The sequence below is a fragment of the Aureispira sp. CCB-QB1 genome, assembly GCF_000724545.1.
In the GTDB taxonomy this organism is placed as follows: Bacteria; Bacteroidota; Bacteroidia; order Chitinophagales; family Saprospiraceae; genus Aureispira.
In genome coordinates, this window is record NZ_JHBV01000014.1 from 211,331 (window position 1) to 236,540 (window position 25,210).

At 35.4% G+C, this 25,210-nt stretch carries 28 protein-coding genes; 18 read left to right on the top strand and 10 right to left on the bottom strand.

The genetic code is table 11. The features are described 5' to 3' along the window. Window positions 1-56 precede the first annotated feature (56 nt). The 6 genes from lpxD to CG11_RS05875 all read left to right on the top strand — a co-directional run bounded on the left by lpxD (window position 57) and on the right by CG11_RS05875 (window position 7,351). Window positions 57-1,094, top strand: coding sequence for a UDP-3-O-(3-hydroxymyristoyl)glucosamine N-acyltransferase (lpxD, locus tag CG11_RS05850; protein WP_052594066.1), 1,038 nt, complete (start codon window positions 57-59; stop codon window positions 1,092-1,094). 244 nt (window positions 1,095-1,338) lie between these two features. Continuing rightward, window positions 1,339-2,712 (top strand): hypothetical protein, encoded by a 1,374-nt coding sequence (locus CG11_RS05855; protein ID WP_052594067.1) that lies wholly within the window; start codon window positions 1,339-1,341, stop codon window positions 2,710-2,712. Window positions 2,713-2,717: 5 nt separating this feature from the next. Next, complete coding sequence (locus CG11_RS05860; RefSeq protein WP_156039670.1) at window positions 2,718-4,289, top strand: hypothetical protein; 1,572 nt, start codon at window positions 2,718-2,720, stop codon at window positions 4,287-4,289. A 79-nt stretch (window positions 4,290-4,368) separates the two neighbouring features. Further along, window positions 4,369-5,757 (top strand): bifunctional UDP-3-O-[3-hydroxymyristoyl] N-acetylglucosamine deacetylase/3-hydroxyacyl-ACP dehydratase, encoded by a 1,389-nt coding sequence (locus CG11_RS05865; RefSeq protein WP_052594071.1) that lies wholly within the window; start codon window positions 4,369-4,371, stop codon window positions 5,755-5,757. 5 nt (window positions 5,758-5,762) lie between these two features. Beyond that, window positions 5,763-6,593, top strand: coding sequence for an acyl-ACP--UDP-N-acetylglucosamine O-acyltransferase (gene lpxA, locus CG11_RS05870; RefSeq protein WP_231512760.1), 831 nt, complete (start codon window positions 5,763-5,765; stop codon window positions 6,591-6,593). A gap of 110 nt (window positions 6,594-6,703) precedes the next feature. Then, window positions 6,704-7,351: an ATP-binding cassette domain-containing protein gene (locus tag CG11_RS05875; RefSeq protein ID WP_052594238.1), complete on the top strand. Its 648-nt coding sequence runs from the start codon at window positions 6,704-6,706 to the stop codon at window positions 7,349-7,351. Between the two features lie 6 nt (window positions 7,352-7,357). Here CG11_RS05875 and CG11_RS05880 read toward each other — a convergent pair whose 3' ends face one another. The 4 genes from CG11_RS05880 to CG11_RS05895 form a co-directional block, all read right to left on the bottom strand. Continuing rightward, window positions 7,358-7,876, bottom strand: a complete 519-nt coding sequence (locus CG11_RS05880) for a hypothetical protein (RefSeq protein ID WP_052594073.1) — start codon at window positions 7,874-7,876, stop codon at window positions 7,358-7,360. 433 nt (window positions 7,877-8,309) lie between these two features. Next, complete coding sequence (locus tag CG11_RS05885) at window positions 8,310-8,888, bottom strand: CopD family protein (RefSeq protein ID WP_052594074.1); 579 nt, start codon at window positions 8,886-8,888, stop codon at window positions 8,310-8,312. Window positions 8,889-8,905: 17 nt separating this feature from the next. Then, the gene (gene rlmH, locus CG11_RS05890; RefSeq protein WP_052594076.1) at window positions 8,906-9,379 is read right to left on the bottom strand and encodes a 23S rRNA (pseudouridine(1915)-N(3))-methyltransferase RlmH; all 474 of its coding nucleotides are present in this window, start codon (window positions 9,377-9,379) and stop codon (window positions 8,906-8,908) included. Next, window positions 9,376-9,816: a hypothetical protein gene (locus tag CG11_RS05895; RefSeq protein ID WP_052594077.1), complete on the bottom strand. Its 441-nt coding sequence runs from the start codon at window positions 9,814-9,816 to the stop codon at window positions 9,376-9,378. The genes rlmH and CG11_RS05895 overlap by 4 nt, the downstream gene beginning before the upstream one ends. A gap of 229 nt (window positions 9,817-10,045) precedes the next feature. On the opposite strand from CG11_RS05895, the gene CG11_RS05900 reads away from it, so the two are divergent. Then, on the top strand, window positions 10,046-10,582 hold the full coding sequence (locus CG11_RS05900; protein ID WP_052594079.1) for a YceI family protein: 537 nt from the start codon (window positions 10,046-10,048) through the stop codon (window positions 10,580-10,582). A gap of 106 nt (window positions 10,583-10,688) precedes the next feature. Here the strand turns inward: CG11_RS05900 and gpmI are convergent, their stop codons facing one another. Continuing rightward, on the bottom strand, window positions 10,689-12,212 hold the full coding sequence (gene gpmI, locus CG11_RS05905; protein ID WP_052594082.1) for a 2,3-bisphosphoglycerate-independent phosphoglycerate mutase: 1,524 nt from the start codon (window positions 12,210-12,212) through the stop codon (window positions 10,689-10,691). A gap of 152 nt (window positions 12,213-12,364) precedes the next feature. On the opposite strand from gpmI, the gene CG11_RS05910 reads away from it, so the two are divergent. The 6 genes from CG11_RS05910 to CG11_RS05935 all read left to right on the top strand — a co-directional run bounded on the left by CG11_RS05910 (window position 12,365) and on the right by CG11_RS05935 (window position 19,341). Continuing rightward, window positions 12,365-13,075 carry a hypothetical protein gene (locus tag CG11_RS05910; protein WP_052594084.1) on the top strand — a complete coding sequence of 237 codons (711 nt, stop codon included), beginning with the start codon at window positions 12,365-12,367 and terminating at the stop codon, window positions 13,073-13,075. A gap of 234 nt (window positions 13,076-13,309) precedes the next feature. Beyond that, entirely contained in the window at window positions 13,310-13,642 is a 333-nt protein-coding gene (locus CG11_RS05915) for a DUF2853 family protein (protein WP_052594085.1), read from the top strand. A gap of 82 nt (window positions 13,643-13,724) precedes the next feature. Further along, window positions 13,725-14,618: an RluA family pseudouridine synthase gene (locus tag CG11_RS05920; protein ID WP_052594087.1), complete on the top strand. Its 894-nt coding sequence runs from the start codon at window positions 13,725-13,727 to the stop codon at window positions 14,616-14,618. A 172-nt stretch (window positions 14,619-14,790) separates the two neighbouring features. Then, the gene (locus CG11_RS05925; protein WP_052594089.1) at window positions 14,791-15,546 is read left to right on the top strand and encodes a pentapeptide repeat-containing protein; all 756 of its coding nucleotides are present in this window, start codon (window positions 14,791-14,793) and stop codon (window positions 15,544-15,546) included. A 531-nt stretch (window positions 15,547-16,077) separates the two neighbouring features. Further along, a complete protein-coding gene (locus CG11_RS05930) occupies window positions 16,078-18,027 on the top strand; it encodes an OmpA family protein (protein ID WP_052594091.1) in 1,950 nt (649 codons plus the stop codon). Between the two features lie 39 nt (window positions 18,028-18,066). Then, window positions 18,067-19,341 carry an ABC transporter permease gene (locus CG11_RS05935; RefSeq protein ID WP_052594093.1) on the top strand — a complete coding sequence of 425 codons (1,275 nt, stop codon included), beginning with the start codon at window positions 18,067-18,069 and terminating at the stop codon, window positions 19,339-19,341. A gap of 66 nt (window positions 19,342-19,407) precedes the next feature. On the opposite strand, the gene CG11_RS05940 is transcribed toward CG11_RS05935, so the two are convergent. Then, window positions 19,408-19,836 (bottom strand): SRPBCC domain-containing protein, encoded by a 429-nt coding sequence (locus tag CG11_RS05940; protein WP_231512761.1) that lies wholly within the window; start codon window positions 19,834-19,836, stop codon window positions 19,408-19,410. A 326-nt stretch (window positions 19,837-20,162) separates the two neighbouring features. Between CG11_RS05940 and CG11_RS30120 the strand changes: the two genes are divergently transcribed. Beyond that, a complete protein-coding gene (locus CG11_RS30120; RefSeq protein ID WP_156039671.1) occupies window positions 20,163-20,321 on the top strand; it encodes a hypothetical protein in 159 nt (52 codons plus the stop codon). Here CG11_RS30120 and CG11_RS05945 read toward each other — a convergent pair. From CG11_RS05945 to CG11_RS05960, 4 genes are all read right to left on the bottom strand, one after another. Continuing rightward, a complete protein-coding gene (locus CG11_RS05945; RefSeq protein ID WP_052594097.1) occupies window positions 20,308-20,532 on the bottom strand; it encodes a hypothetical protein in 225 nt (74 codons plus the stop codon). The genes CG11_RS30120 and CG11_RS05945 overlap by 14 nt on opposite strands. 23 nt (window positions 20,533-20,555) lie before the next feature. Beyond that, window positions 20,556-20,861: a hypothetical protein gene (locus tag CG11_RS05950; protein WP_052594099.1), complete on the bottom strand. Its 306-nt coding sequence runs from the start codon at window positions 20,859-20,861 to the stop codon at window positions 20,556-20,558. Window positions 20,862-20,870: 9 nt separating this feature from the next. Beyond that, entirely contained in the window at window positions 20,871-21,200 is a 330-nt protein-coding gene (locus tag CG11_RS05955) for a zinc ribbon domain-containing protein (protein WP_052594101.1), read from the bottom strand. Between the two features lie 239 nt (window positions 21,201-21,439). Further along, window positions 21,440-22,168 carry a LexA family transcriptional regulator gene (locus CG11_RS05960; RefSeq protein ID WP_052594103.1) on the bottom strand — a complete coding sequence of 243 codons (729 nt, stop codon included), beginning with the start codon at window positions 22,166-22,168 and terminating at the stop codon, window positions 21,440-21,442. A 67-nt stretch (window positions 22,169-22,235) separates the two neighbouring features. Between CG11_RS05960 and CG11_RS05965 the strand changes: the two genes are divergently transcribed. Genes CG11_RS05965 through CG11_RS05980 form a run of 4 tightly spaced genes read left to right on the top strand, consistent with a single transcriptional unit; the run spans window position 22,236 to window position 25,208 of the window. Beyond that, the gene (locus tag CG11_RS05965; RefSeq protein ID WP_052594105.1) at window positions 22,236-22,445 is read left to right on the top strand and encodes a hypothetical protein; all 210 of its coding nucleotides are present in this window, start codon (window positions 22,236-22,238) and stop codon (window positions 22,443-22,445) included. Between the two features lie 22 nt (window positions 22,446-22,467). After that, window positions 22,468-24,480: a DDE-type integrase/transposase/recombinase gene (locus CG11_RS05970; RefSeq protein WP_052594106.1), complete on the top strand. Its 2,013-nt coding sequence runs from the start codon at window positions 22,468-22,470 to the stop codon at window positions 24,478-24,480. Between the two features lie 2 nt (window positions 24,481-24,482). After that, complete coding sequence (locus CG11_RS05975; protein ID WP_052594107.1) at window positions 24,483-24,719, top strand: hypothetical protein; 237 nt, start codon at window positions 24,483-24,485, stop codon at window positions 24,717-24,719. A gap of 9 nt (window positions 24,720-24,728) precedes the next feature. Further along, complete coding sequence (locus CG11_RS05980; protein WP_052594109.1) at window positions 24,729-25,208, top strand: hypothetical protein; 480 nt, start codon at window positions 24,729-24,731, stop codon at window positions 25,206-25,208. The last annotated feature ends 2 nt before the right edge of the window (window positions 25,209-25,210 follow it).

Genomic DNA, 25,210 nt, shown 5'->3' on the forward strand with positions numbered 1-25,210 from the left:
GCAAGTTGAACATAAGAAATAGTTGAGAATACGAACGAACGAAAAAAAGAAAAAATATGGAAGTTAAAGCAAGTTTAATTAGTCAATTGCTAGGCGGGGAGTTGGTGGGAAACCCTGATGTGTTGGTCAGTAAGCCAGCAAAAATAGAAGCAGGAGAACCTGGTGCCATCAGTTTTCTAGGCAATATGAAATATGAATCGTATGTCTATACTTGTGACTCTTCTGTTATTTTGGTGCACAAAGATTTTGAACCCAAAGAAACTTTAAAGGCAACCTTAATCAAAGTTGATGACGTATATGCCAGTTTGAGTGTTTTGATGCAACACTTTAGCGATGCAATGGAGGCAGAGCAACAAAAGCAAATTTCTAAGCAGGCTTACATTGATGAAACAGCTGAAATAGGTGAGGGAGCAAGAATTGATGCCTTTGCTTATGTTGAAAAAGGTGCTAAAATTGGAAAAAATGTAACTATTTACCCACACGTTTATGTCGGTGCCGATGTTGTGTTGGGGGATCATGTTACACTGCATTCGGGGGTAAAGATATATCGAGCTTGCCAATTGGGGGATCATGTCACTATTCATGCGAATGCTGTTATTGGTAGTGATGGCTTTGGTTTTGCGCCACAAACAGATGGTTCGTACAAAAAAATTCCTCAATTAGGGATTGTTTTAATTGCCAATGAGGTGGAAATTGGAGCCAATACGGTTATTGATCGTGCTACGATGGATGCCACGGTAATAGAGGAAGGTGCAAAATTAGACAATTTAATTCAGATAGCTCATAATGTTAGAGTAGGCAAACATACGGTATTGGCTTCGCAAGTAGGAGTCGCAGGGAGTACTCAGATTGGAGATAACTGTATGGTTGGAGGGCAAGCAGGTTTTGCAGGTCATTTAAAGATTGCCAATGGTACCAAAATTCAAGCGCAAAGTGGCTTGGCTCAGTCTGTTAAAAAAGAAAATACGGCTATTTGGGGATCACCTGCAATAGATTATAAGCAGTATTATCGTTGTGCTATTGTATTTAAAAATTTGCCTGAATTACAGAAGAAAGTAGATAAAATGGAAAAAGAGTGGATGAAGTTAAAATAATACTCAAGAGGTCTTTTTTGTATCGAAATGTATCTTTGTATTAATAGAGAGTTGTTTGTGTATTAGTTTGATTGTTAGGTTTTTAATGTTAGAGTTGTTGTGGTTGCTTTCTATTGATCATTGCTAATGTTAGAAGCTAAAGCTTCATTTATTTAACATAAAAATTGTTTGGGATTATAATGCCTTGAAAAATAGCTTATCTTTGTAACCAAAAAAAAGGAATCCTGTTCTTTATTTACCAATTATGAATCAACTCTTAAAATACACTTTAGTTTTATTGATACTAGGAAGTGTGCAACTACTTTTTTCGTCCTGTTTGTGGGATTATGATACCCTCGAAATGGAGCGAGAGCAGTTCCCAAGCGCACTAGAGTTGATTGCAGGAAATTTTTTAAGACATTCACCTGCATTTTATTATTGGAGAGTTAAAGACAGAACCGCAAAACTAAAGGAAAATCCCAAACACTTCGATTGGTACGACGATTTGGCAGTTGCTTATTCTAAACTAGGAGAGCAGAAAAAGGCAATTCGGTTGATGCATGAAAAAGAAGAGTTAGAAGGACCTTCTTACAAGACATATGCAAATTTAGGAACGTTTTATATTTTTGATGGGAATTTAGAGGCTGCTTTAAAGGCAATTGATCAAGCTTTGTTGCTCGACACAAATGCTCATTTTGGACGTGAGATTTATCAGAAGTATTTGGTGGAGTATATTTTGTCTAAATCCAAAGAAGGAAAAATCAATTTACCCTTAGATGCTACTTTTTATAAGTATCCTCAAAATTATTATAGTACGTTAAATGACAATAACTTCTATAGCTTTTTGTTAGAAAAACATAAAGAACGCACCCAAAAGGATGTTGAAAAATTGCCTACAGATATTTTGGACAAAGCATTGATCGGTGTATTGGGAATGATGCGTTTTGCAAATTATGATTCTCCCATTTTATTAGAAGTGTTGGGGGACTTATTATTTAATACAGGCAATCGCTCTGCTGCAAGACACTTGGCTGCTCGTGCTTATCTAAAAGCGTCTTATGAGGTAGAAGATCCTAAGGTGCAAGAAATATATAAAAGAAGGGCAGCTTATGTATTGTTCACGCAATATGCCAATGAAAAAAAAGAACTTTTGGATATACAACGTTTACAAGCGTTGTTGGAGGAGGAAATAAAAATAGGGCAGGCTTTTTATGAGGAAATCAAGTCGGATGAGTTGTCGTGGATTTCAGCAGGTGAAAATGTAGAAGAGGCCTATTCAAAAAAATATTACACCAAGCCTACTTTACCCAAACGAACCTTAGAAGGAGTGAGTCAACAAGAATTTGCAGAGATGAGAAAATACCTAAAGGGAAATTACCCATTGGGGGCTCAATTGGATTATCGTCCAGTTTTGGCTTATAAATTGGAGGTAACTCCTCAAGAAAAAACTCTAATTGATAGCTTATTTGAACGAAAGTTAGCTTTACAATTAAAAAAGAAACAAGAAGAACAGGAAATAAAACAAGATAGCAATACTGCAAAATCTTCTAATACATCTCTACTTTTATGGGGGGCTGTTGGTGGAACAATTATTTTGCTACTAATATTATTTCTCTTAAAGAAAAACAGCAGACCCTAAAAACTATGTTAGAGTTACTAGAAGCATTAAAAGAATTGATGGAGATGATCCGCCAGTTGGAAACAGCTATTGAGGCGGAAAAAAATAATCCAGAGAGCATCAGTCCTGAATTATCAAAAAAATTAGAAGCTTATAAAAACCTCAAAGCTTCTTTGGAAATCTTGTATCAAGATGCTGAAATTGAAAGAGAACTACTTAGACCGCCTTATTCAGAAGACGATATTAAGGAAAAAGTAAAAGAATTGATCTCTAATACGGAAGATAAAGTAACCAAAAGGAAATTAAAAAAGACGTATATCGCCTTCAAGAAAGCCCTAAAATCTTCTAAAATAGCTTGGGAAACAAAATCTTGTGATAAATTGTTCTTGCGATATTTTCCCATGTTTGAACCACCTTTAAGAGCAATAAAACTACCTGTTTTGCCTGTCGAGCCGATTCCAGTTCCTGATATAGAAGTTGAAATCAAACCGATCCCAATTCCTGACCCAATTTTGATTGACGATGAAATACGTTTTGGGAATAAATTGCTAAAAGAATTTCCAAATGGGTTGACCGTTATTTTTTACGAGATTGATGATGACGTAAATCTGGAGATATTTAAGAATGGTTCTGGCAGATGGGCAAGGGAACAAAAAGCAATTGGTTTTACTGGGAGTACACCAACGGTTGATTCTGTGAAAATAGGTATAGCAATGCCTGAATATATTCAAAAAAAATCAGCAGGAGTTGGTAACTCGATTACTAGTTTAGGAGCCTTTGTAAAAAAATGTATGACCAAGGCACACCGCTACAATAACCAAACTTATTATACACCAGAAATAGAAAATCCTGTTTTTGAGATGGCAGACGATGCTTATTTATTTAAAACAGTTGCTTTGGCTTCTCATGGATGGATTGATGGTATTTCGATTAATAGCGGTCCCAAAGGAGAAGAGTTAAATAGTGACAATATAGAGGCATTTATTAAAAACTGCTCTCCATATATGTCTAGTGATGTGAATATTATTTTTTACTCTTGTACAGCCGCATCAGATTGGGCTAACAATGACTCAACTTCAGATGGGGGAAGCGAATCATTGATTGCCAAAGCAATAGGGGCATTAGCAAAGTTAGGTCATTTAGAAGGCGAAGCGTGGGGACATACAACAGTTGATGGCTATTTTCATAACAAAGACTTGCGTTATTTTAAAGTCTCAGATGGTTATGAAGGTGTTTATCAGGGAAGAAGTTATATGCGTTATTGTTATGGAGATTTTATAGAGGCAGATATCAAAGTAATTTTGGATCTAATCAAAGAAAATCATAGTGCAGTATATAATCGTGTAGGGGAGGAACAACTTAGAATTTTGATTGATGAGGAGATTATTTTTGATTTTTCAGATTGCTACAATGCTGCTTTTTCAAGAGGAATAATAATAACACATAAAATAAAAGGGACAGAGTTGAGGCGAAAACTATCTGAAATTGCCCCAATTGCACCAGAAGAAGTAAAGGATATTATTGTAAAATACAGGAGCACTTGGAAAAAAAGATATACCTATTCAACCATTGTCCGAACGGTTATTAGTAAATTGTAGCCGCTAAGAAAAAAAAGCATAAAGTATTCACTATATATGAAACCATATTATCTAACAATCTTTTAAGCTTCATAGAGTTATGAAACAAGCGACGATAAAACAATCTATAGAGATAGAAGGTAAAGGATTGCACACAGGTAAGGAAACCACACTATCCTTGCATCCTGCCGCTGCGAACCATGGCATAAAATTTCGCAGAATTGATTTAGAAAAACAGCCAATTATAAAAGCAGACGCTAATCATGTTGTAGCAACACAACGCTGCACCGTTTTGGGAGTAAAGGACGCCACTGTGTCTACGGTAGAGCACCTACTGGCTGCTTTAAAAGGTACTGGAGTAAGTAATGTCCTGATTGATATTGATGGAGAAGAAGTGCCGATATTAGATGGTTCTGCTTTGCCATTTGTTGAAAAGATAAACGAAGTAGGAGTTGATCTACAAGAAGAAGAACAAAATTATCTGGATGTTTCTGAACCAATGATTTGGAAACATGAGGCTTCTGGAGCAGAATATACAATTTTACCTTCAGAAAAATTTGAGATTACAACCCTTATTGATTTTGATTCGTCTGTAATAGGAAAGCAGTATGCAAATCTAGATCATTTAGAAGACTTTGCAACAGAAATTGCACCGAATCGAACCTTTGTTTTCTTGCATGAATTATCTGCTTTGGCAGACGCTGGACTGGTCAAAGGCGGCGAATTAGACAATGCGCTCGTTTTTGTAGATAGTGTTCCAAAAAATGGAGAGTTGGCTGCCTTGGCAAAGAAATTGGATGTCTCGACAGATATAGAGGTCAAACAATCGGGAATATTGAACACCACCGAATTGCGTTTTCAAAATGAAGCAGCGCGCCACAAATTACTAGATGTAGTTGGTGATTTGGCATTAACAGGATTGGATCTGAGGGTCAAGATTATTGCTAAAAAACCTGGACATGCCGCTAATACAGAACTAGCAAAAGAATTATTAAGCACTTATAAGACATCTCGCAAATTGCGAGGTATACCCAAATACGATCCGAATAAGAAACCAGTTAATGATATTAATGAAATAACAAAAAAACTTCAGCATCGATTTCCTTTTTTGTTAATTGATAAAATCATAGAGCTATCTGACAAACATGTGGTTGGGGTTAAAAATGTGACAATGAACGAGCCATTTTTCCCTGGACACTTCCCTAACAATCCTGTTATGCCAGGGGTGTTGCAGATAGAAGCTATGGCCCAAACGGGTGGTATTTTGGTTATGGAAAATGTAGAGAATCCTCATGAATGGGATACTTTCTTTTTGCGCATCAAAAATGCACTTTTTAGACATCCTGTTTTGCCAGGAGATACAATTCTCTTTAAAATGGAGCTCATTAGCCCTATTCGAAGAGGTTTGTGTGAAATGACAGGCAAAGCATATGTCGGTAACAAATTAGTATGCGAAGCGGAACTATTAGCGCAAATTATTAGACGATAAAACGAATGGAAGAAAACGTTATGCAACCTTATCAGCACGCAGCTGTTCATCCTAATGCACGTATTGGTAAAAATGTTAAAATTGGCCCTTGGGTAACTATTGAAGCAGATGTAGTGATTGGAGACAATACTACTATTGGAGCAAATGTCTGTATCATGTCAGGGACACGAATTGGAAAAAATTGTCAAATTTTTCCAGGAGCAATAGTTGGAGCAATTCCTCAGGATTTGAAATACAATGGAGAGGATACAACATTGGAAATTGGTGACAATGTGATCATTAGAGAATATTGTACACTAAATAGAGGGACTCGAGCCAATTATAAAACAGTTATTGGAAACAATTGTTTGTTGATGGCTTATGTTCATGTGGCTCATGATTGTGTTATTGGAGAGCACTGTATCTTGGCGAACAATGCTACTTTAGCAGGACATGTAGAAATAGAAGAACATGTTATTTTAGGAGGGATGACTGCTGTACATCAATTTGTACAAATTGGTGCGCACGCACTGATTGGCGGAGGTACTTTGTTGAATAAAGATGTGCCTCCTTATGTCCGAATCTCTCGCTATCCTGCTTCTTATATTGGAGTCAATACAGTTGGTTTACGTCGTCAAGGATTTACTTCTAACTCTATCCGAACAATTCAGGATATTTACCACCAATTGTTTGTAGAGCATCGAAATATCTCTAAAGGCATTCAATTTATTGAAGAGAATATTGAAGATAGCCAAGAGCGTCAACGTATTATAGATTTTACGAGAGCTTCTAAAAATGGAGTCATCAAGGGCTTGACAAATAAACGCCCTAAAAATAACGATGCCCCTGAAATCTAATATCAGGAGCTAAGGTCATAACGGTTTTATCTTGTCTAATAAAACAGAAGCAGCTAAATTGTTAAAAAAACAGTTTGGCTGCTTCTGTTGTGATATATAATAGTAGTAGTATGAATTTAGAGTTGACAAATATTGGAAAAAGGTATCGATTTGAGTGGATTTTCAAAGAAATAAACTATCAATTTTTGATGGGAACTGGCTATGCCATTTTAGGTAATAATGGTTCTGGAAAATCTACATTTATGCAGGTCTTATCAGGACATTTGTCTCCTTCGAGAGGAAAATTAATCTATTCCAAAAAAGGGGAAATTATTTCCATCGATCAAGCTTATAAGGAATTGAGTTTTGCTGCTCCTTATATAGAGTTAATTGAAGAATTTACGCTACAAGAAGTTATTGATTTTCATTGGAAATTTAAAACAATGAGATGTTCTAAAAAAGAATTGATAGAACGGCTAGAATATCCCAAATCAGCAAGAAAAAAAGCAGTTAAATATTTTTCTTCAGGAATGCAGCAACGCCTAAAATTGGCTCTAGCAATCTGTTCCGATACTTCTTTGTTGTTGTTGGATGAACCTACTATTACATTAGATCGGAAGGCGGTTGCTTGGTATGTTGATTTGCTAAAAGAATATGCCTACGCTCCCGATAGGTTAACGATTATTGCATCCAATGTAGAAGAAGATTTTCAAGGGTGCACAGAACGATTAAATATTCTAGATTATAAAAAGAAATCGGCAAAAGTTAAGTCATTATAACTCCAATTATAGTAATAATATCCCTCCAACTAACCAACCCAATAAGCACATCAAGCCTTTATGTTCTGTAAAAAAAGCGATGCTCAGTAATACGAATAGTAAATAATTGGAGTACGTGTTGGCACTAGGGGCAAGGTAGATACATGTCAGGGTTTGTCCGACTAATGCAAGTCCTATAACCCAAAAGTGTTGTTTCCTAAAATGTTCGTAATAATCTAAGTAAGCAAATTGATCTTTGGTATTAAGTGTTTGAGTATTAGGAAAAGCCAACATCCCAATCCAATAATAACAAGCTGTTGTTAACATAGATATAGTGATTAGCATCGGATTTATAGTGGTGTTGACTAATAAAATAGATGTTTTTAGGTATAAAACGACAAAAATTAAGGACCAAAGCAAAGGAACAATAACATAAATCGAATAAGAACGGACTTGCAATAATTCACCCCATTTTTTTATATATAGGATAAGTGTTAGACCAACCAACATAGAATAGACAAGGGCATAATGCTCTGAAAGATTCATGACTTAGTAGTTGTTTTTTGTTGACTTTTAATTTTTAATATATTTTAATTTTTTTCTTATTTGAAAGTATTCCCTCAAAATGTCTTTTTTTTAACTTCGATAATGAAATATATTAGATGCAGAAACAAAGATGTCTTAAGTTTCCTTAAAAATGAGGATAGTGGTATGATCAACCAGAGGCATTCGATGTTTTGCAATTCATAGGAAATATTCATTTAGATGGAGTGAACATTGGGCACTTTTTCAAATGGAGTTTTCCAAATTTTAAACAAGAAATGTACTCTAAACAGAGTTGTAGATTTGTTTAGAGAAGAGCATGTTTAAAGTTATTTAACGTTGTTAGAATGAAATCATGGGGTTCTTTCCAATAAAAAATATAAGACTTGAGATACGGAAAGAAGCCTGTGATTTTATAAGTATGTTTATCCTTTATCTAATCTACCCGTTCTCGGATTTTTTTATACCACTTTACGCCCATGCCCAAGGCAATACCAAATAGAACTAGTCCTACAAGGGCATAGATAAATTTCAAACCATCTTTGTAAACTGCTAGTAAAACGATTGCCGTCAAAAAAAGTGTGGTGATCTCATTGTACAAGCGAAACTGAGTTGAGGTCATTACTTGTTCTCCCTTTTCCAAACGTTTCATAATACCTTTACTATAGTGGTGATAGCCTACCAAGAGAAGTATTAAGCCAAATTTCCAGTGCATCCAAATATTGAATGTCCACCAAGTCCAACCTCGTAAATACAGCATAGAGAACCCTCCTAAAAATGTAATAAATAGGGCAGGGGTCATAATAATTGTATACAGTCGACGCTCCATAATGCCCATTTGTTCCATGATGATTGAACGTTTGGGCTCTTCCATGTCCATAGCTTCAGTATGGTAAATAAATAGACGGGGTAAGTAAAAGAGAGCTGCAAACCAACTAACAAAACCAATGATGTGCAACGACTTGAAAAAGTAAAATGTATTGGGATTTTGGATGATTTCTTGAAGATACGTCATAATATTGATACTAAAAATTACTCGTGATGATAAGGTTGATTTCTTAAAATAGTCATCGCTCTATAGAGCTGTTCTAAAATAAATAAACGAACCATTTGATGAGAGAAAGTCATCTTAGACAGCGATATTTTGGCGTTTGCCCGTTGATATACTTCAGGTGAAAAACCATAAGCGCCACCAACCACAAAAATAATTCTTTTGTGGCTTTGTTGTAGCATATTTTCCATGTAATTAGCAAACTTTAGAGAACTGTATTCTTTTCCGCCTTCATCTAATAAAACTAACCAATCTCCTTTGTCTAATTTTTTTAGTATGGCTGCTCCTTCTTTTGATTTTAATTGCTCGTTGGTTCTATTTTTAGCATTTTTAATATCGGGGATAATTGAATATTCAAAAGGAAGGTAATGCTTTAGGCGTTTTTCATAAATCGCTGTTCCTTCTTTCAAATAAGGAAAAGAGGTATTGCCAATAACCCATAGTTCTACTTTCATGTAACGTGGTTTAAATTTTTATCTATAAAACGATATAAATACTCAATTAAAAAAGAAAAAAACATCCAAGCAGGAATATAATCCAACCGTATATAGCCCATAAAGTGCCATCCTGTAGTGTACTCCCAAGGACATTTGCCTGTCAACTGTTCTAAGGCAAAGCCTGAAATAAATTCAATGCTTAAAATTAGCGTTGTATAAAAAATCAATCGAAGCAAAAGGTGCCACGATTTTGTCTTTGTGACAATTGGTTCTGCAATCAAAGGAATCAAAGCGTAAATAGGCAGCATCCAAACATAGGTCTTACCAGTTAAAGACCAAAGCGGTTCATTACAGTAAGGTGTTTGATTGATTAAATTGCTAATGGCGACAAAAATAACTTCTGTAGTGACGCCAAAACAAGCAAAAAATAAACATAAAAATAATCTTTTAGGCATTTTGAGTGAATTTAGAAATACGAAGTAGTGGCGTAGCTAACGACTGAAATACAGTCGCCCTATAAAAATAGAGAATTATTGAAAACAATAAACGGGTAGAAGTTGTTAAAATGCATCTTAATGAACTAAGTGCCAAAAATAGGGATTTTGAATTGTATCTTTATAAACAGGCATCTGTTAATTTAAATCGACTATTATATATATCAATCATTTTATACAACTAAAGATTATGAAACAATTAGTATTATTAGTTATAGCCTTGCTTTTTGCTCAATCTAATATTGCCCAAATCATTGATACCAAAGCTTCAAAAATAGAGTTTGAGGTGAGCAATATGGGAAAGATAGTAAAAGGAACCATGTTGAATTTGAAAGGAACCGTTAATTTTGATGCCAATAATTTAGAAGCCTCTAGTTTTGAAGCAACGGCAGATCCTGCTACTGTCAATACCGAAAGTAAAGGACGAGATAAACATTTACAAAAAGATGATTTTTTTGGAGTTGCTACTTATCCAACAGTTAAAATTAGTTCTGATAAAATCTCTAAAACAGAAGAAGGATACGAAGCAGAAGCGACCTTGACAATTCGGGACATTAGCACGAAGATAACCATTCCATTTACCGTAGAAGAAAAAGAAAACCGACAGCATCTAACAGGAACATTTACCATCCAAAGAAAAGAATATGGTTTGGGAGAAAAAATGGGAGCGGGGTCCATTGGTTTGGATGTAACCGTTTATATTGATTGTTTTGTTCAGTTAAAATAATAAAACATGGAACTGAAAGCTTAATTTATTGCTAGCAAGTAGGTATTATTGTAACAATGATTGGTGATTATTGAAATTGCCAATCATTGTTACAACCAATGGAGTATTATATTATTTTTAACAACGGAGTGCCATTCATCTCCTCTGAAGCTTGGAGTGCCATTAATTGCAAGATAGTAGGAGCAATATCAGCTAATTTGCCATCTTGAAGTTGAATGTTGTTAATCTCATTGGCAACAAAAAAACAAGGCACAGGATTGGTTGTATGAGCCGTATGAGGCGAGCCATCGTCGTTAATCATATAATCAGAGTTACCATGATCGGCAATGATAATAATAGCATAATCATGTTGCAGTAGATTTTTTACCAAACGTTTGACGCAAGTGTCAACTGTTTCAGCAGCTTTGACAGCCGCTTCAAAAACGCCTGTGTGACCGACCATATCCGCATTGGCGTAATTCAAACAAATAAAATTAGGTTGATTGCTTTCAACCTCTGCCAAAATGCTATCTGTAATGCCATGAGCACTCATTTCGGGTTGCAAATCATAAGTGGCTACTTTAGGTGAGGCAACAATCAAGCGTTTTTCTTGCTCAAAAGGTGCTTCTCGTCCCCCTGAAAAGAAGAAAGTAACGTGTGGATATTTTTCAGTTTCAGCAATTCTAACTTGTGTTTTGTTTGCCTTTGCTAGTACTTCTCCTAGTGTGTTGGTTAAGTTTTCTTTTTCAAAGAGTACTTTTACACCTTGGAATGTATCGTCATAACGCGTCATTGTTACATAATGAAGCGGGAGTGTTTTCATACTAAAATCAGGGAAATCTTGTTGTGTTAGTGCCATTGTAATTTGGCGACAACGATCTGTTCTAAAGTTAAAGCAAATGACAACATCTCCTTCTTGTATGGTTGCATCATGGCAAGTAATCGGCTGAATAAATTCATCGCTTTTACCAGCAGCATAAGAAGCTTCTAATGCTTTGATAGGATCGCTAAAATACGCTCCTTTGTTGTGCAACAATAAATCATACGCCAATTGAATGCGTTCCCAACGTTTATCTCGATCCATTGCATAGTAACGCCCAATAATAGAGGCTATTTGAACAGGCATATCTTGAAGATGTTGTTGTAATTCTTTTATATAGCCAATGCCACCATTAGGAGCGGTATCTCTACCATCCATAAATGCATGGATATAGACGTTGGATAACTGATGTTCTTGCGTGGCATCGCACAAAGCTTTTAGGTGATTGATGTGAGAATGTACTCCTCCATCAGACAGCAAGCCCATTAAATGAACAGCTTTATTATTTTCTTTCGCATACTTCAAGGCTTCAACCAATGTGTTGTTTTCGTGCAAAGAATGATCTTTTGCTGCTTTGTTGATGCGGACTAATTCTTGATAAACGATTCTACCTGCTCCAATATTAAGATGTCCTACTTCTGAATTTCCCATTTGCCCTTCGGGCAAGCCAACTTGCTCGCCATAAGTGACCAGCTCAGAATTGGGGTAGTCTTGGTACAAACTGTCGATAAAAGGGGTTTTTGCCTGAGCAATGGCACTGACTTTAGGGTTAGGACCATGTCCCCAACCATCTAAAATTAATAAAGCTGTTTTATCGTATTTCTTTAACATGCTTTTGCTGTTTTTTGATAATCAATTTGATATGATGTGTCTACAAAGTAGTTTTGTAGGTTATAACATTGGATAATTTCCCACAACAGCCTCAAAGTTATTATTATAATTATTGATTTGCAATTTGGCTTGTGTTTTCTTACCTTGTTTGTATGAAAAATACACTATACATAATATTAACCGCACTCTTGTTCGGTGCTTGTGGGGATTCCACCAACTCAATCAATACAGAAAAAAAGACAGAGGCTGTAAAAAGTACTTTAGAATTCCAGATAGATTATAAGGATTGGAATTTTGAAACACCTAGGACTTATGAAGATTTTAAAGAGTTGTTGGACAAAAAAGGAGCAATTCGCTTGGATAACATTTTAATCAAGCAAGAAGGGAATGATTTATACGACTTCAATCAAAATTTAGGAGATGTCCTTATAACACAAAATAGCCCCAATGATTATACTATCCTAGAACATTATATTATTCCTATAGGAAGCGTTTATGGAAAGTCAGCGATTTTTAAATATACCATGGATCCTGAAAAAGGAACGATCATACGAGACAAAGACTTTGTACCACAATTGACCATTTATAAATATTGGTCGAACCATATTGTCAAAGAGTACGACAGTTATTTAAATGATACTAGTTTTACGACCAATAATATAGAAGCAGTGCCTTATCGAGCTTTTGAAAATATGCGCTTTTTGATGTTTAATTTAGCATTGGCTACAGTACTAGAAGATTGCCAAGCTTGCGAGGAAAGATTAAACCGAATCGAAACAGACTATAGTTTTGTGAGTTCCAAGGCTTATTTTAAACAAAATCTGTTTGTTTGTAAGACCATTCTACGAAAATTTAAAATGTGAGAAGTTGGTGGAATTGTTTTAATTTTTTGTTCGATTTTTTTACATTGGTAATACAAAACATAAAATTCTTAGTGGATTTTAAGCAACTTGGCAAGAAAAGACACTTTTTGGCAAAAAAAAGCCATCCACAATTAAGAGAAATGATGTTTTTTGTCTAACAAGAATGGTTGGTAGTTGTTTTTAACTATTAAACTCAATAACATTATTCAATTAAAACATTAAACAAAGCTAAACATGAGCAAGTTCGATGAAAAAGTAGCTGGTTACAAAGCTAACATGGAAAAATTAGGAATTAAATATGATGAGGACAAATTAATCGCTTGTACTAAAGCATGTGGTCCTTCTATTTATAACAAAGACGGAGAAACCGTTTCTGGCTCAGATCAATCAGAGTTGGATCGTGTAAAAAATAACTACTTAGTTAAAAAATTAGGTCTTTCTGAAAGTGATGATTTGGATGGTATTGTTGATTATGCGATTGAAAAAATGGGAAAATCTAATAGTAAAAAGTATAGAGCTATTTTTTACTATCTTTGTTCTGAAAAAGCAGGCAAATACCCTGCCTAAGAGTTTTGTAAATCGTTATAACAAAGATATTCAAAAGCCATTTCTTCATAGGAATGGCTTTTGTATTGTAATAGAATAATTTATGCAGATAGTTTTGGCAACACATGTTGTTCCTGAAATCGAAGTGCCGCAACGATTGAGTGATTACTTATGTGGTGTTTTTGCAGAGTTGCCCTCTCGCAAGAGTGTTAAAACAGCCATTAAAAAGGGAGCTGTTTATGTCAATGGGAAAAAAGGTCATACTGGAGATTGGGTCAAGAGTCATCAAGAAATTCAGCTGATGGATATAGACCACGCTCCTCGTAAGGTTTTAAAAATGCCTCTAGAAGTTTTATACGAAGATGCTTACTTGGCAGTCATTTTTAAACCCGCAGGGCTTCCTGTTAGTGGCAACCAGTTTAGAACGATTGAACAAGCATTATTGTATAACTTAGAACCATCTACAGCACCAGACCGATTAAAACAACCCAGAGCAGCTCATCGTTTGGATGCCCCCACTTCTGGTCTTTTGTTGGTTGCTAAAACAAAACAGGCTAGGATAAATCTAGGAGCGCAATTTGAAGCTAAAAGCATTCAGAAACGTTACCAAGCAATAGTTATTGGAGCGCCTCCTAGAGAGGGAAGTATTAATTTGCCAATAGAAGGCAAAGCATCTTTAAGTATGTATGAGTGTTTAAAAACCGTAGATTCGTTAAAGAGTGGTCAATTATCTTTAATGAACCTGTACCCCAAAACAGGTCGAACACATCAACTGCGTATTCATCTTTCTAAGCTTGGTTTTCCAATTTTAGGAGATGCGCTTTATGGCAAAGAAGGCTTGATCTTAAAGCATAAGGGGCTGTTTTTGACTGCAATTGAATTGACGTTTCAACACCCTATTACGGAGAAAAAACAAACAATCACTTTAGAAACACCGTACAAATACACCGCCTTATTAGCACGAGAACAACGCCGATTTGATGCGTATCAAAAGTAATAATTAGCATTAAAGCTGTCTACATGCTTTTTAAGACTAGTTTTGTTTTATGTTGCAGAATACTTGTTGCTTCAGCTTTTTTTTTAGAAATTTAAGAATATGTTAATAATTTGCATGCTCTTTGCAATGAGAGAGGTAATTGTTAGTTCTACAGACACTAAAAAAATATAATATGAGAACAGTTACACTTTTTACACTTCTATTTTTCAGTATATTCACAACCTCAACATTACTAGCACAAGGGGATGATCCCGAAACCCCATATAATGATCGACAGGTAGAAATTATCAAAAAAGGTCACAAGGTTTTTGCTGCTTATCAGAAGGTTTATAAAGAAAAACATGGTGAGTTGCCTAAAATCAATTTGAAAGAGGCTAGTCTGCCTGGAGTAGATTTTAGAGGTATGAATTTGGACAATGCCGATTTTCGAGAAGCAGATTTGAGAGGGGCTCGTTTTGGAGACAAACCAGCTATTCGAACCAAAAAATATGATAATGAGGATAGGTTGATTGGTGGCCATGATCCTGTTCCTGCTGCTAGCCTTAGGAATGCTGATTTTAGAGGCGCAGATATTGGAGAACATAATTTGGTAGTTGCCGATTTGAGTTTGACCAATAGTGAGGGGGCTAACTTTTCAGAAACAGATTTGACAGGAGCCAAGTTTATCAAAGCAAAATTAAAAGGTGCGTCATTCAAAGAAACAAGTTTGATTGGAACCAACTTTCGAAAAGCGGATTTAACAGATGCAGATTTGACCGAAGCAGATGTAGAAGGAGCAACCTTTGATCGTACCATTATGATTCGTACTCAAATGGCTGGTTTGAATGTAGATGAATGTACTATGACAGATGTCTTTCTGACAGAAAAAGCACTACAAGATTACAAGGATATGAACAGCAAGAAAGAAAATATTTTTGAAGATGAGTAATTGTATTGGAAGCTAATCAGCGCTCCTGAAGTAGCAACATAATTAATTACTAATTTAACATTACTTCGTGGGAAAATCGCATCAGTTTGATTATCAATAGAGTATGTTTTGGTTGCTTGATTTTTTAAAAGGTTGATAATCAAATTGATGTAAAGATGCTTTTTTAGTTTTTTACAAAAAAGCTAAAAAATTTACGAAGTACTAAATTTAAACAACGAATGAAATAACTAAAGGCTTCTAAACATTGGACCCATTTTTATAGAATCCGCACTTCTGTAAAAATACTCAATGAGCTGCTTCTTTTTGGAAGTAGCTTTTTTTTGTATCTTAATGTATAAGTCCATTTTGGTATAAATTTATGTTAAGAACCTATTGCTTGATAACTTTTGGGGTATAATTTGATTATTAAAAAGAAAATGAAGAATCCCTAAGCACTTTGCAGAGAACTCTATTCGTTTTGTCGATAAAAAGTTTTTAACTCAGGCTATTTATGAGAACTCATCAAAGTTATATCTATCTTGTATTTAAATTATGAATGGAATGCATCTAAAATATATTTTATTTCTCTTGGTTTTCACGGCTAGTAGTGGAGTGGTATTAATTGGGCAATCTGATTATACAACAGCTGTTAATGCCTCTAAAAAAACAAAAGAAGCGTACAAAAAGGCATATGGTTATATTCTTAGAAAAGATTATAAAACCGCCAAAAAAGAGTTGGGTAAGTTATTAAAAAAGGATCCAACTTTTGTCAATTCATACATTCAGTTGGGGTATATTGCCGAAGCAGAACAAGATTTAAATACCGCAACAGACTACTTCAAAAAAGCCCTAGAGTTGGCGCCAGATTATTACCCAAAATCTTATATGGATTTGAGTCGAATTGCAATGAAAGAGGAGGCGTATGAGGATGTGGTGACGTATTTAAAAAAGTTTTTGAGCTTTGATAAAATCCACCCTAATTTAGTCAAAATAGCCAACAAGCGTTTGGGGGATGCTGAGTTTAGACCCAAAGCACTCGCGAACCCCGTTCCGTTTGACCCTAAAAACTTAGGGACTCGAATCAACTCTGATGATCGGGAATACTTTCCTTCGATTACTTTAGAAGACGAGTTGGTGTTTACAGTTCAAGAGGGGCAAGGACAACGAGGACAAGAAGATTTATACCGAAGTCAATGTACGGAAAATGGTTGGGAAGAACGGCAACCTATTACAAGTATTAATACACCTGAAAATGAAGCCGCTCAGTGTATATCAGCAGATGGAAAACTATTGGTTTTTACGGTTTGCAACCGAAGAGAGGATTACGGAAGTTGTGATTTATACTATTCCAAGAAGATAAATGGTAAGTGGACGAAACCTAAAAATATTGGGGCTCCTATTAATTCTAAAAATTGGGAGTCACAGCCTTCTATCGCTCCTAACAGCGATGCTATTTATTTTGTTCGTGGTGGGGCGAGGGGACAGGGAGACAAAGATATTTTTGTTTCTAAATTACAATCAGATGGAACTTGGGGTATCCCTGAGAATGTAAGCGAGTTGAACACACCTTATGATGAGTCTTCTCCTTCTTTGCATCCTGATGGAAAAACATTATACTTTAGCTCTACTGGACATCCTGGAATGGGCGGTTTTGATTTGTTTGTCACTAGAATGCAAGACAATGGTAAGTGGGGAACACCGATGAATTTAGGTTACCCTATTAATACCGAAAAACAGGAAGAAGCCTTGGCAGTGAGTCGAAAGGGAAAGGTGGCTTATTTGGCGTCTGATCGCTTGGGGGGATACGGATCGATGGATTTGTATAGTTTTGAGCTGCCAGAGTCGTCTCGACCAGCTGCGGTAACGTATATTAATGGCATCACTTTGAGTGCAACAACTAATTTGCCTGTAGCAGCGGAAATTGAGATTATTAATCTGGAAACAGAAAAAGTAGTGCTACAGCTTCAAACGTCTAAACGTGGAACTTTTATAGCTTGTTTGCCTGTTGGTCAATATGCTTTGAATGCTCAAAAAGAAGGGTATTTGTTCTTTTCGGCTAATTATAATTTAACGGAAGAAAAATCGTTAGATTTGGCTTATCGATTGGAGGCAAAATTACAGCCAGTTGTGTATGGAACAGCCGATTCTACTAAAAAAATAGATCGTGAACCTATTGTGTTGGAAAATGTTTTCTTTGCAACTGCTTCTGCTGAGTTAAAATCTGAATCGAAAGTGGAATTGAATAAACTGAAAGCATTATTAGAGACCAATAAAACATTAAAAATTCAACTTAATGGTCATACCGATAATATTGGAAAACCAGAGGATAATTTAAAACTATCGGAAGCTCGTGCTCAAGCTGTGATGAATTATTTAGTTGAGAAAGGAATTGATGCCAAGCGTTTGAAAGCCAAAGGTTTTGGCGAGACCAAGCCTAAATATAGTAATGATTCTGCCTCTGGGCGTGCTGGGAATCGGCGAACAGAATTTGAAGTATTGTAATTTATGGATTACTTATTACCGCTATTGATTTAATAAAACATGAACACACTATTATTATTACCAAGAATTTTCTTTGAAAGTATTCGTCAGGCATTTCAACAATTGGCAGGAAATAAGTTGCGTACCTTGTTGTCTTTGTCTGGTATTACGATAGGTATTTTTTGTGTAATAATGGTGCTGTCTGCGGTAGATTCCTTAGAAGCCAATATCCAAGATAGTTTTAAGCAATTGGGAGACGATGTTATTTATATTAGTAAAATGCCTTGGGGCGAACCCCCACACGAAGGAAACTTTTGGAAGTACCAACGCCGCCCCGAAACAGACTATCGAGACTACGAAGTAATTGCAGAGCAGGTTCAAACGGCAGATATTGCTACGTTCACGGTTTTTATTGGTAATGGCACCGCAGAATCTAAAACAAGTAATGCTTCTAATGTCTTTTTTATAGGAGTAACGGATCACTACAAAGATATGTTTGGGCTTAAGTTTAGCAAAGGACGTTATTTTACTCCCCTCGAATTTTACAAAGGAACCAATCACATTATTATAGGACACGACGTTGCCGAAACACTTTTTAGACCTACTGAAGACCCTATAGGCAAATATATCAAGGTGAAAGGGCAGCGATTGCAAGTTATTGGTGTTTTGGAAAAAGAAGGCAAAGATCTGATTAATCCACTTGATTTTGATGGTGCTGGCTTAATTCCTTATAATACGGCAAGAAAATATGTCAACTTAAAAAAAGCAGGATTTAATCGAGGACGAACGTCAATTTCTGTCAAAGCTAAAGAAGGGGTGCGTTTAGAAACTTTACAAGCAGAACTAACTGGTGTATTGAGAGCCAAGCGCCTGTTAAAACCTGTTGAAGAAGATAATTTTTCACTCAATACGTTATCTATTGTTTCTCAAATATTTGAAAACGTATTTGGTATTATCCGAATTGCAGGATATATTATAGGCTTTTTTGCCATTATAGTTGGTGGGTTTAGTGTGGCGAATATTATGTTTGTTTCGGTAACAGAACGAACTCGTTTGATTGGAATTAAGAAAGCGCTGGGTGCTAAAAACTATGTTATCTTAATGGAGTTTTTAGTCGAGTCTATTATCCTTTGTTTGATAGGTGGGGTAGTAGGGCTTGTTTTTGTTATCTTAGGAGCAGAGGCAGCCACTAGTATTGCAGAATATGATATCTTTTTGTCTCCAGCAAATGCCATAAGAGGTTTGTTAATTGCCTCAGCTTCTGGAGTTATAGCAGGAATTATTCCAGCTTATCGAGCCTCTAAGATGGTTCCCGTAGAAGCCATACGAGGATAGGGCACTTATCAAGACAATAACAGTAATAAAAAACACAAAATCAAAAACAAAGCATCGTAACAATGCTTAAGCGTTGGCGATAAGTTCTGCTTCTGCTTTCAAATCTTTGGTAAATTGCTCAAACGAAGCATCAAAGGAGGGAATTTGACTAGCAAATAAAGGGAATAGGGGACCACCTATTTTTTCATGCATACTGAATAATGTATCGTTACCTTGTGGTGTTAAGGTATAGGTTCGTTTCCCCATTGCATCTCCCCAAACTAATTTCTGCTCTGTAAGCATTTCTTTTACTTTCAATTTAAACGTTCGATTAGGGGCAAGTGTACTCTTTAGTTTGATAAGATTTCCTTCTTTTATAGTACCTTCTATAGAGATAATAGTAGAATTCCATTTCGGAAAATTATCTGCCTGCGTCAATAAACCCCAAACGACAGTAGGAGTTGCTTTTATTATTTGAGTAATGCTGGTTGATCTACTTAAGGGGGGTATAACCAAATGTATACTTTTATAAATAGCACTAAAAACGGCACAAACCTAATAAACATCGGGATTGTGCCGTTTTTTTATGCAAAAAGTACGGAAAAACAAAAGGTTGATTTTTGTTGACAAGCGGTTGACAACTTAAACGGACTTGGACAATTATTGAATAATTTGTGTACAATAATTGTCCAAGCAGTTGACAGATGGTTGATGCTTTGCTCTTGTTTGGACGCTAGAAACGGCTTATCTTAGTAATGCTAAGTATAGGTTACGTTGAATGTTACCAACAAGGGACTGGACAAAAGGTCTAGTCCTTTTTTTACAAAAAAAATATCAAGATTATGGGAAAGCCTGTTTATAACATCACTGTTAATATTAATATTTGTCCTAGTAAGAAAGAAGATAAATCCAAAAAAGTAGTAGAATTTGATCCTTCTCAATATGGACTGGATGTATCTGAAGTAATTTGTCAAATAATAAAAGGAGCTACGAATCCTTAATGCCTTTATAATCTTTAAATTTTTGGATTGATTCCTCTCTAAGCTCACCTAGCTCTTTTGTTATCTCATCTTCTGTTTGATTTATCAAAGGAGCTATATTTTTTATATAGTGGTTCTCCATTGCATTAATCCTAGATATAATATTCTTATGAAAAGCTAATTGCGCTTGTTTCATTCCTTCGCTTTCTTCTTCGTTTTTATTATCACTCATTTTTATAAGTTTTTGATTATGAATTAATTATTTTTTAATAACTTCTTTAGCAAGTCGTTTGTTTCTAAAAGCTTACTGAACTCTTCTTGACTATGTTTGTTTAGATCATTTTCGACTTCTTCAGTTAGGTTATGTATTTCCAATCTTAAATCCTCGATGCTCTTATCAGTTAATTCAGACATTTGCTTTACATAGTGTTTTTCTAATGCCAAACACAAAGCTGCGCTTCTATTCCACTGATTAACAGAATCTTTGTATCTTTCAATTAGAAACACAATTATATCTGTCATATCTCGGACATCCTTCTTTCTCTTTTCTTTTTCGTTCATGTTTATTTATTATTTAGGGCGTGTAAAAAGCACCAATAAGCCAAGCACAATATCACCAAACACCCAAATTACCATTATCATCATAGCTCCTAATCCTGTACCAATGGCAGCCCCCGCTTGCTCTGCTTCCGATGCGCTTGCATCAATTGTTTCTGCCGCTCCTCCCACACCTGCAATCATCCACCACAACATTAGGAGATTAAAAGCAATGAAGCTATACTTGATAATTTTGCCGACAACTCCTCTTTTAGGCACTCTTAGTGTTGTCCCACACTTGGGGCATGTTTTTGCTTTGTCGCTTACTTCTGCATTACATTCTTTACAATTTATTAGAGCCATTGTTACAATAGTTTTAAAGGTTATTTAATTGTTTATAATTTTTATTTATAGATGTAAGTCCAAAAAAAAAGCATCAAAAATGCTCTTCCTTTTGTCATAACATTGTCATAAAGTATTTAAAATACTTTTGCTTTGTCTATCTCTATTTTTCATACTGTTCAAATGACTTGAACACTGCTACTCGGTTTATTTGGGGTATTAGGGATACAAAAAGGAATACAAAAAAGGGGTACACAAGTTTATTCTATTTTGACTCCACCTGCTACAACTGCTAATCCAGTAATTTCATTTTTAGGAATTTCAAAAGAACTGTATTCTAAATTATCTGAATCCATTTTCAAATTATGTGTATTTTGCGCTTGATTAATTCTTTTCATTATTATTCCTTGTTCTCTGGTTGCAACAACATGGATCTTATTCCATTGAATAAAACTGTTTGACCGAATAATAGTACAAGCAACTATATCTCCACTATTATAACATGGTGACATTGAAGTTCCTCGAACACGCATCATGAAATCAATATTTTTATCCTTGAATTCAGGAATAATATAATAAGCTTCTACATCCTCTTCTTGAATACTAAAGGAGCTATTCCCAAAACCTCCTATGACTTCAATATTTAGTAAGGGAATTGGCTTTTGGCTTTTATAGTAAAAATGGTTCGATATTAAAGCAGCTGATGCTTTTCTTCCATCCTCAGATTTTAATAGCATTTCACCTTCTCCTGTAAATAGCCAAACTGGATTTATGTTTACAGAATATTCTGTACTGAAGAATTTATTAAAAAAATCAAAACTTGGTTTAGTAGGTTTTTTGCCACCACTTTTATTATTGGGGGTAATGTCATATATAGACTGGCTTCTAGCATAACCTAAATCTTTAGCAAAAGAATTCTTATTAACGCCATGATAATCAATAACTTGCTGTATTCTTTCAGAAATTTCTGTATTTTTCCCTGTATTCATCTTGCTTTTATTCAGAATATTCTGTATATTTGTAACAGAAACAATTAATAACAATCACAATGTAACTATGGAAATTGAAAAAAGAAAAAAAATAGCTATGTATTTACGTTGGGGTGACAAAACTGAAATTGCAACATTAGCAAATGTTAGTCGCCAAACAGTTGAAAGATGGATAAAGGGAGAAACTGTTTCAAGTACAGTTGAACCTTATATAATTGCTTTTTCTAACAAAAGAAAAGAAGAAGTTGAAAGAAGATTAGCAGCAGCTGACATCTAATTATATCCTATCAAATAACAGAATGATAATATTTAGAACTATATCTGAACTAATCTACATTAGCATAGACATTCTTGTTGAAGTTGGAATAAACTATACAACCATAAAGCAAGGTTATTCAAGAAAAGCTTCTCACTGGCAATCAATCAAAGACCCAAGCGACAAACGTAGACGCTTAATAGCTTTTGAGCCAATGAAGGACAAGTACAAGCAGCTAGTGATAGAAAAGTACGGCAATCCTACAGACTGGCTAAAGGGGCAAGCAATAGAGAATCAATTCAGAATACTAGAAGAGCTAGAGGAGCAGATGGGGGTTGATGGCAGACAATACAACTTTTTTCAGAAGTATTATCCTAAGCAGAAAGCTTACGCATACGCAAAGGTTTGTAAGTGGTTAGAATTAGTAATTAGCCTAAAACCAAGCATGTGTAAAGAATGGGGATTTAAAGGAAAAAAGCACTTTTTAGAACAGTTAGCTGCTTATCTAAAAGACAAGAATACACCTATCAGTATGAGTAGTAGAGCGATTATCGAACGCACACGAGGTAAGTATAAAAAGGCTTTAAAAGAGAGTGAAGAGGCTGCTTTAACAAGTATTATGGATGGTCGCCTACACAATCAAAATCCTCGAAAAATAAACGAGGTTCAATTGAAGTACTTGATAGGCTTAATGTCTAGGAGCAGTAAGCCTCCAATTACAACGGTAAAGAGCCTGTACAACCGAAAGGCTAGAGAAATGGGATGGAAGGAAATTAGTGAGCGTACTGCTAGAAATTATTTACTTGATCCCAATGTAGTAAGTCGCTGGTATTTGGCTAGAAATGGCAAAAAAGCAGCCTACAATGAGCTTGAAATTTCAACACTACGAGACAAAGCTACTGCCCCTAATTTACTATGGATGATGGATGGAACGCCCATTGATTTATATTACAAGTCAAGAAAGCGCAAATACAACGATGTTAAGCAAGATTATGAATGGACAGAAACGAAATGGAACCGCTTGAATATGTTTGCCATTATGGATGCTCATTCTTGGAAAATCATAGGCTATTATTTATCAGATAGAGAAAACCATATAGCAGTCATTGAAGGCTTGCGAGATGCTGTTAGAAATACAATGGAGCTGCCGCTTCAAATTATGTACGATCAATCTTCTGCCAATAAATATGTGAATAGTGTTTTAAAGGAATTAGCCAAGTACAACACAGCAAACAAAGCCTATCGAGCTAGACCAAAAACCCTGGAGGCATTGTTTGGACATTTTCAGCAAAAGATGTTACGCTATAATGATAATTGGGGAGGGCAAAATATTACTGCTAAGAAGTTGGCTAGTAGAGTGAATCCACAAGCTTTAAATAAAGCAATGAAGAAACTCCCAACTAGAGAGGAGTTGATAAAAAAAATACAGTTGATGGTGGCGACTTGGAATGAGTTAGCAACCGAAAAGAGAGAGAAACCAAACTACTTGTATGCTGCTAAAAAATCTAAAGGACAGGCAATTGATTGGATGACATTTAGCAATTTATTTTTTGTAGTAACAGAGAAGCCTTACAAGTATCAGACGCATGGTATTGAAGTAACAATCAATAAGCAAAAATACAACTTTCAGACCTATGACCAACATTTGCATTTGAATGTTTTGATCAACCAAAAGTTTCAAGTTGCCTACGATCCTGATACAATGGATTATATCTATTTGTATCAAAATAATAAGCCTGTTTTAGACGAAGAGGGACAGCCTCTTTTGATACCAAAACTAGAGCGTTTACCGCAAGCAATTGGAGACTATAAAACGGACTCAGGCAAGCAAGTAAAAGAATATATCAACGCTCAAAGTGAAGGCACACAATTACTAGAACAATGGGCAGACGAAGCAGATGCTATTGCAGCAGAATATGAAATAAACCTAACGCCTGAATTTGTATACAAAGAAGCTTATAACCGAGCTGAAGAAAATGTCAAGCGTCAGCAAGTGATGGACGAGTCTTGTACCAATGATTGGGAAGAGGCATTTAACAACCCTTATAATAGTTAAAAATGAATCAAAATCAAGAAATAGCCTACTGGGCAAAAGTAAAACACTCGAAGGAATACTTCAACGCTGAAAGTAGAGAAGAATTAAAAGCCGTAGAAAAGAAGATCGAGGCTGAAGAGTGGGCTCCTGTAGAATTAATAGAGCAAAATCATCGAACTTCTTTAGTGAGAATTTTAAAAGGGGACAGAGAAGGGTTTCGTGAAATTGTACCTAATCAATTTTTAGTATCAGAACAATAATATAAAATCATGGCAAAAACAGAAGTACAAAGCATAGTCAATGCTTTAAAACAAGAAGTAAAGAATCAAGAAACTCTCAAAATGATAAATGGTGCTTTAGCAGATATTCCTGTGAGAGAGACTAGAGCAAGTAACGCTTATCCAATAACACGGTACAATAAAAAGTTCCACCAAGAACTTCTGAGGGCAATTGAAATACTAGAGGGTGGTGCTCAAGCAGATGAAACAAGAAGAATAAAAGCTGTAAAAAAGGCTCTTTTTTATATTAATAAGCTAGTAGCTAACTTATTAAGAGTGTATGACAAAGGAGCGTTTTTGGAAGTAGGAATACTAGCAGATAAAGGATGTATGAACGAGGAAGAATCTGAGGATTGTTTAAGAGAAATATTTAATAAAGCTTATTCTGAATCAACACACAATACGTCAAGCCCATATTATGAAGAGTATTTGGCTATTCATTCTATTGCAGACCTAGTTTTAAATTACTAGAG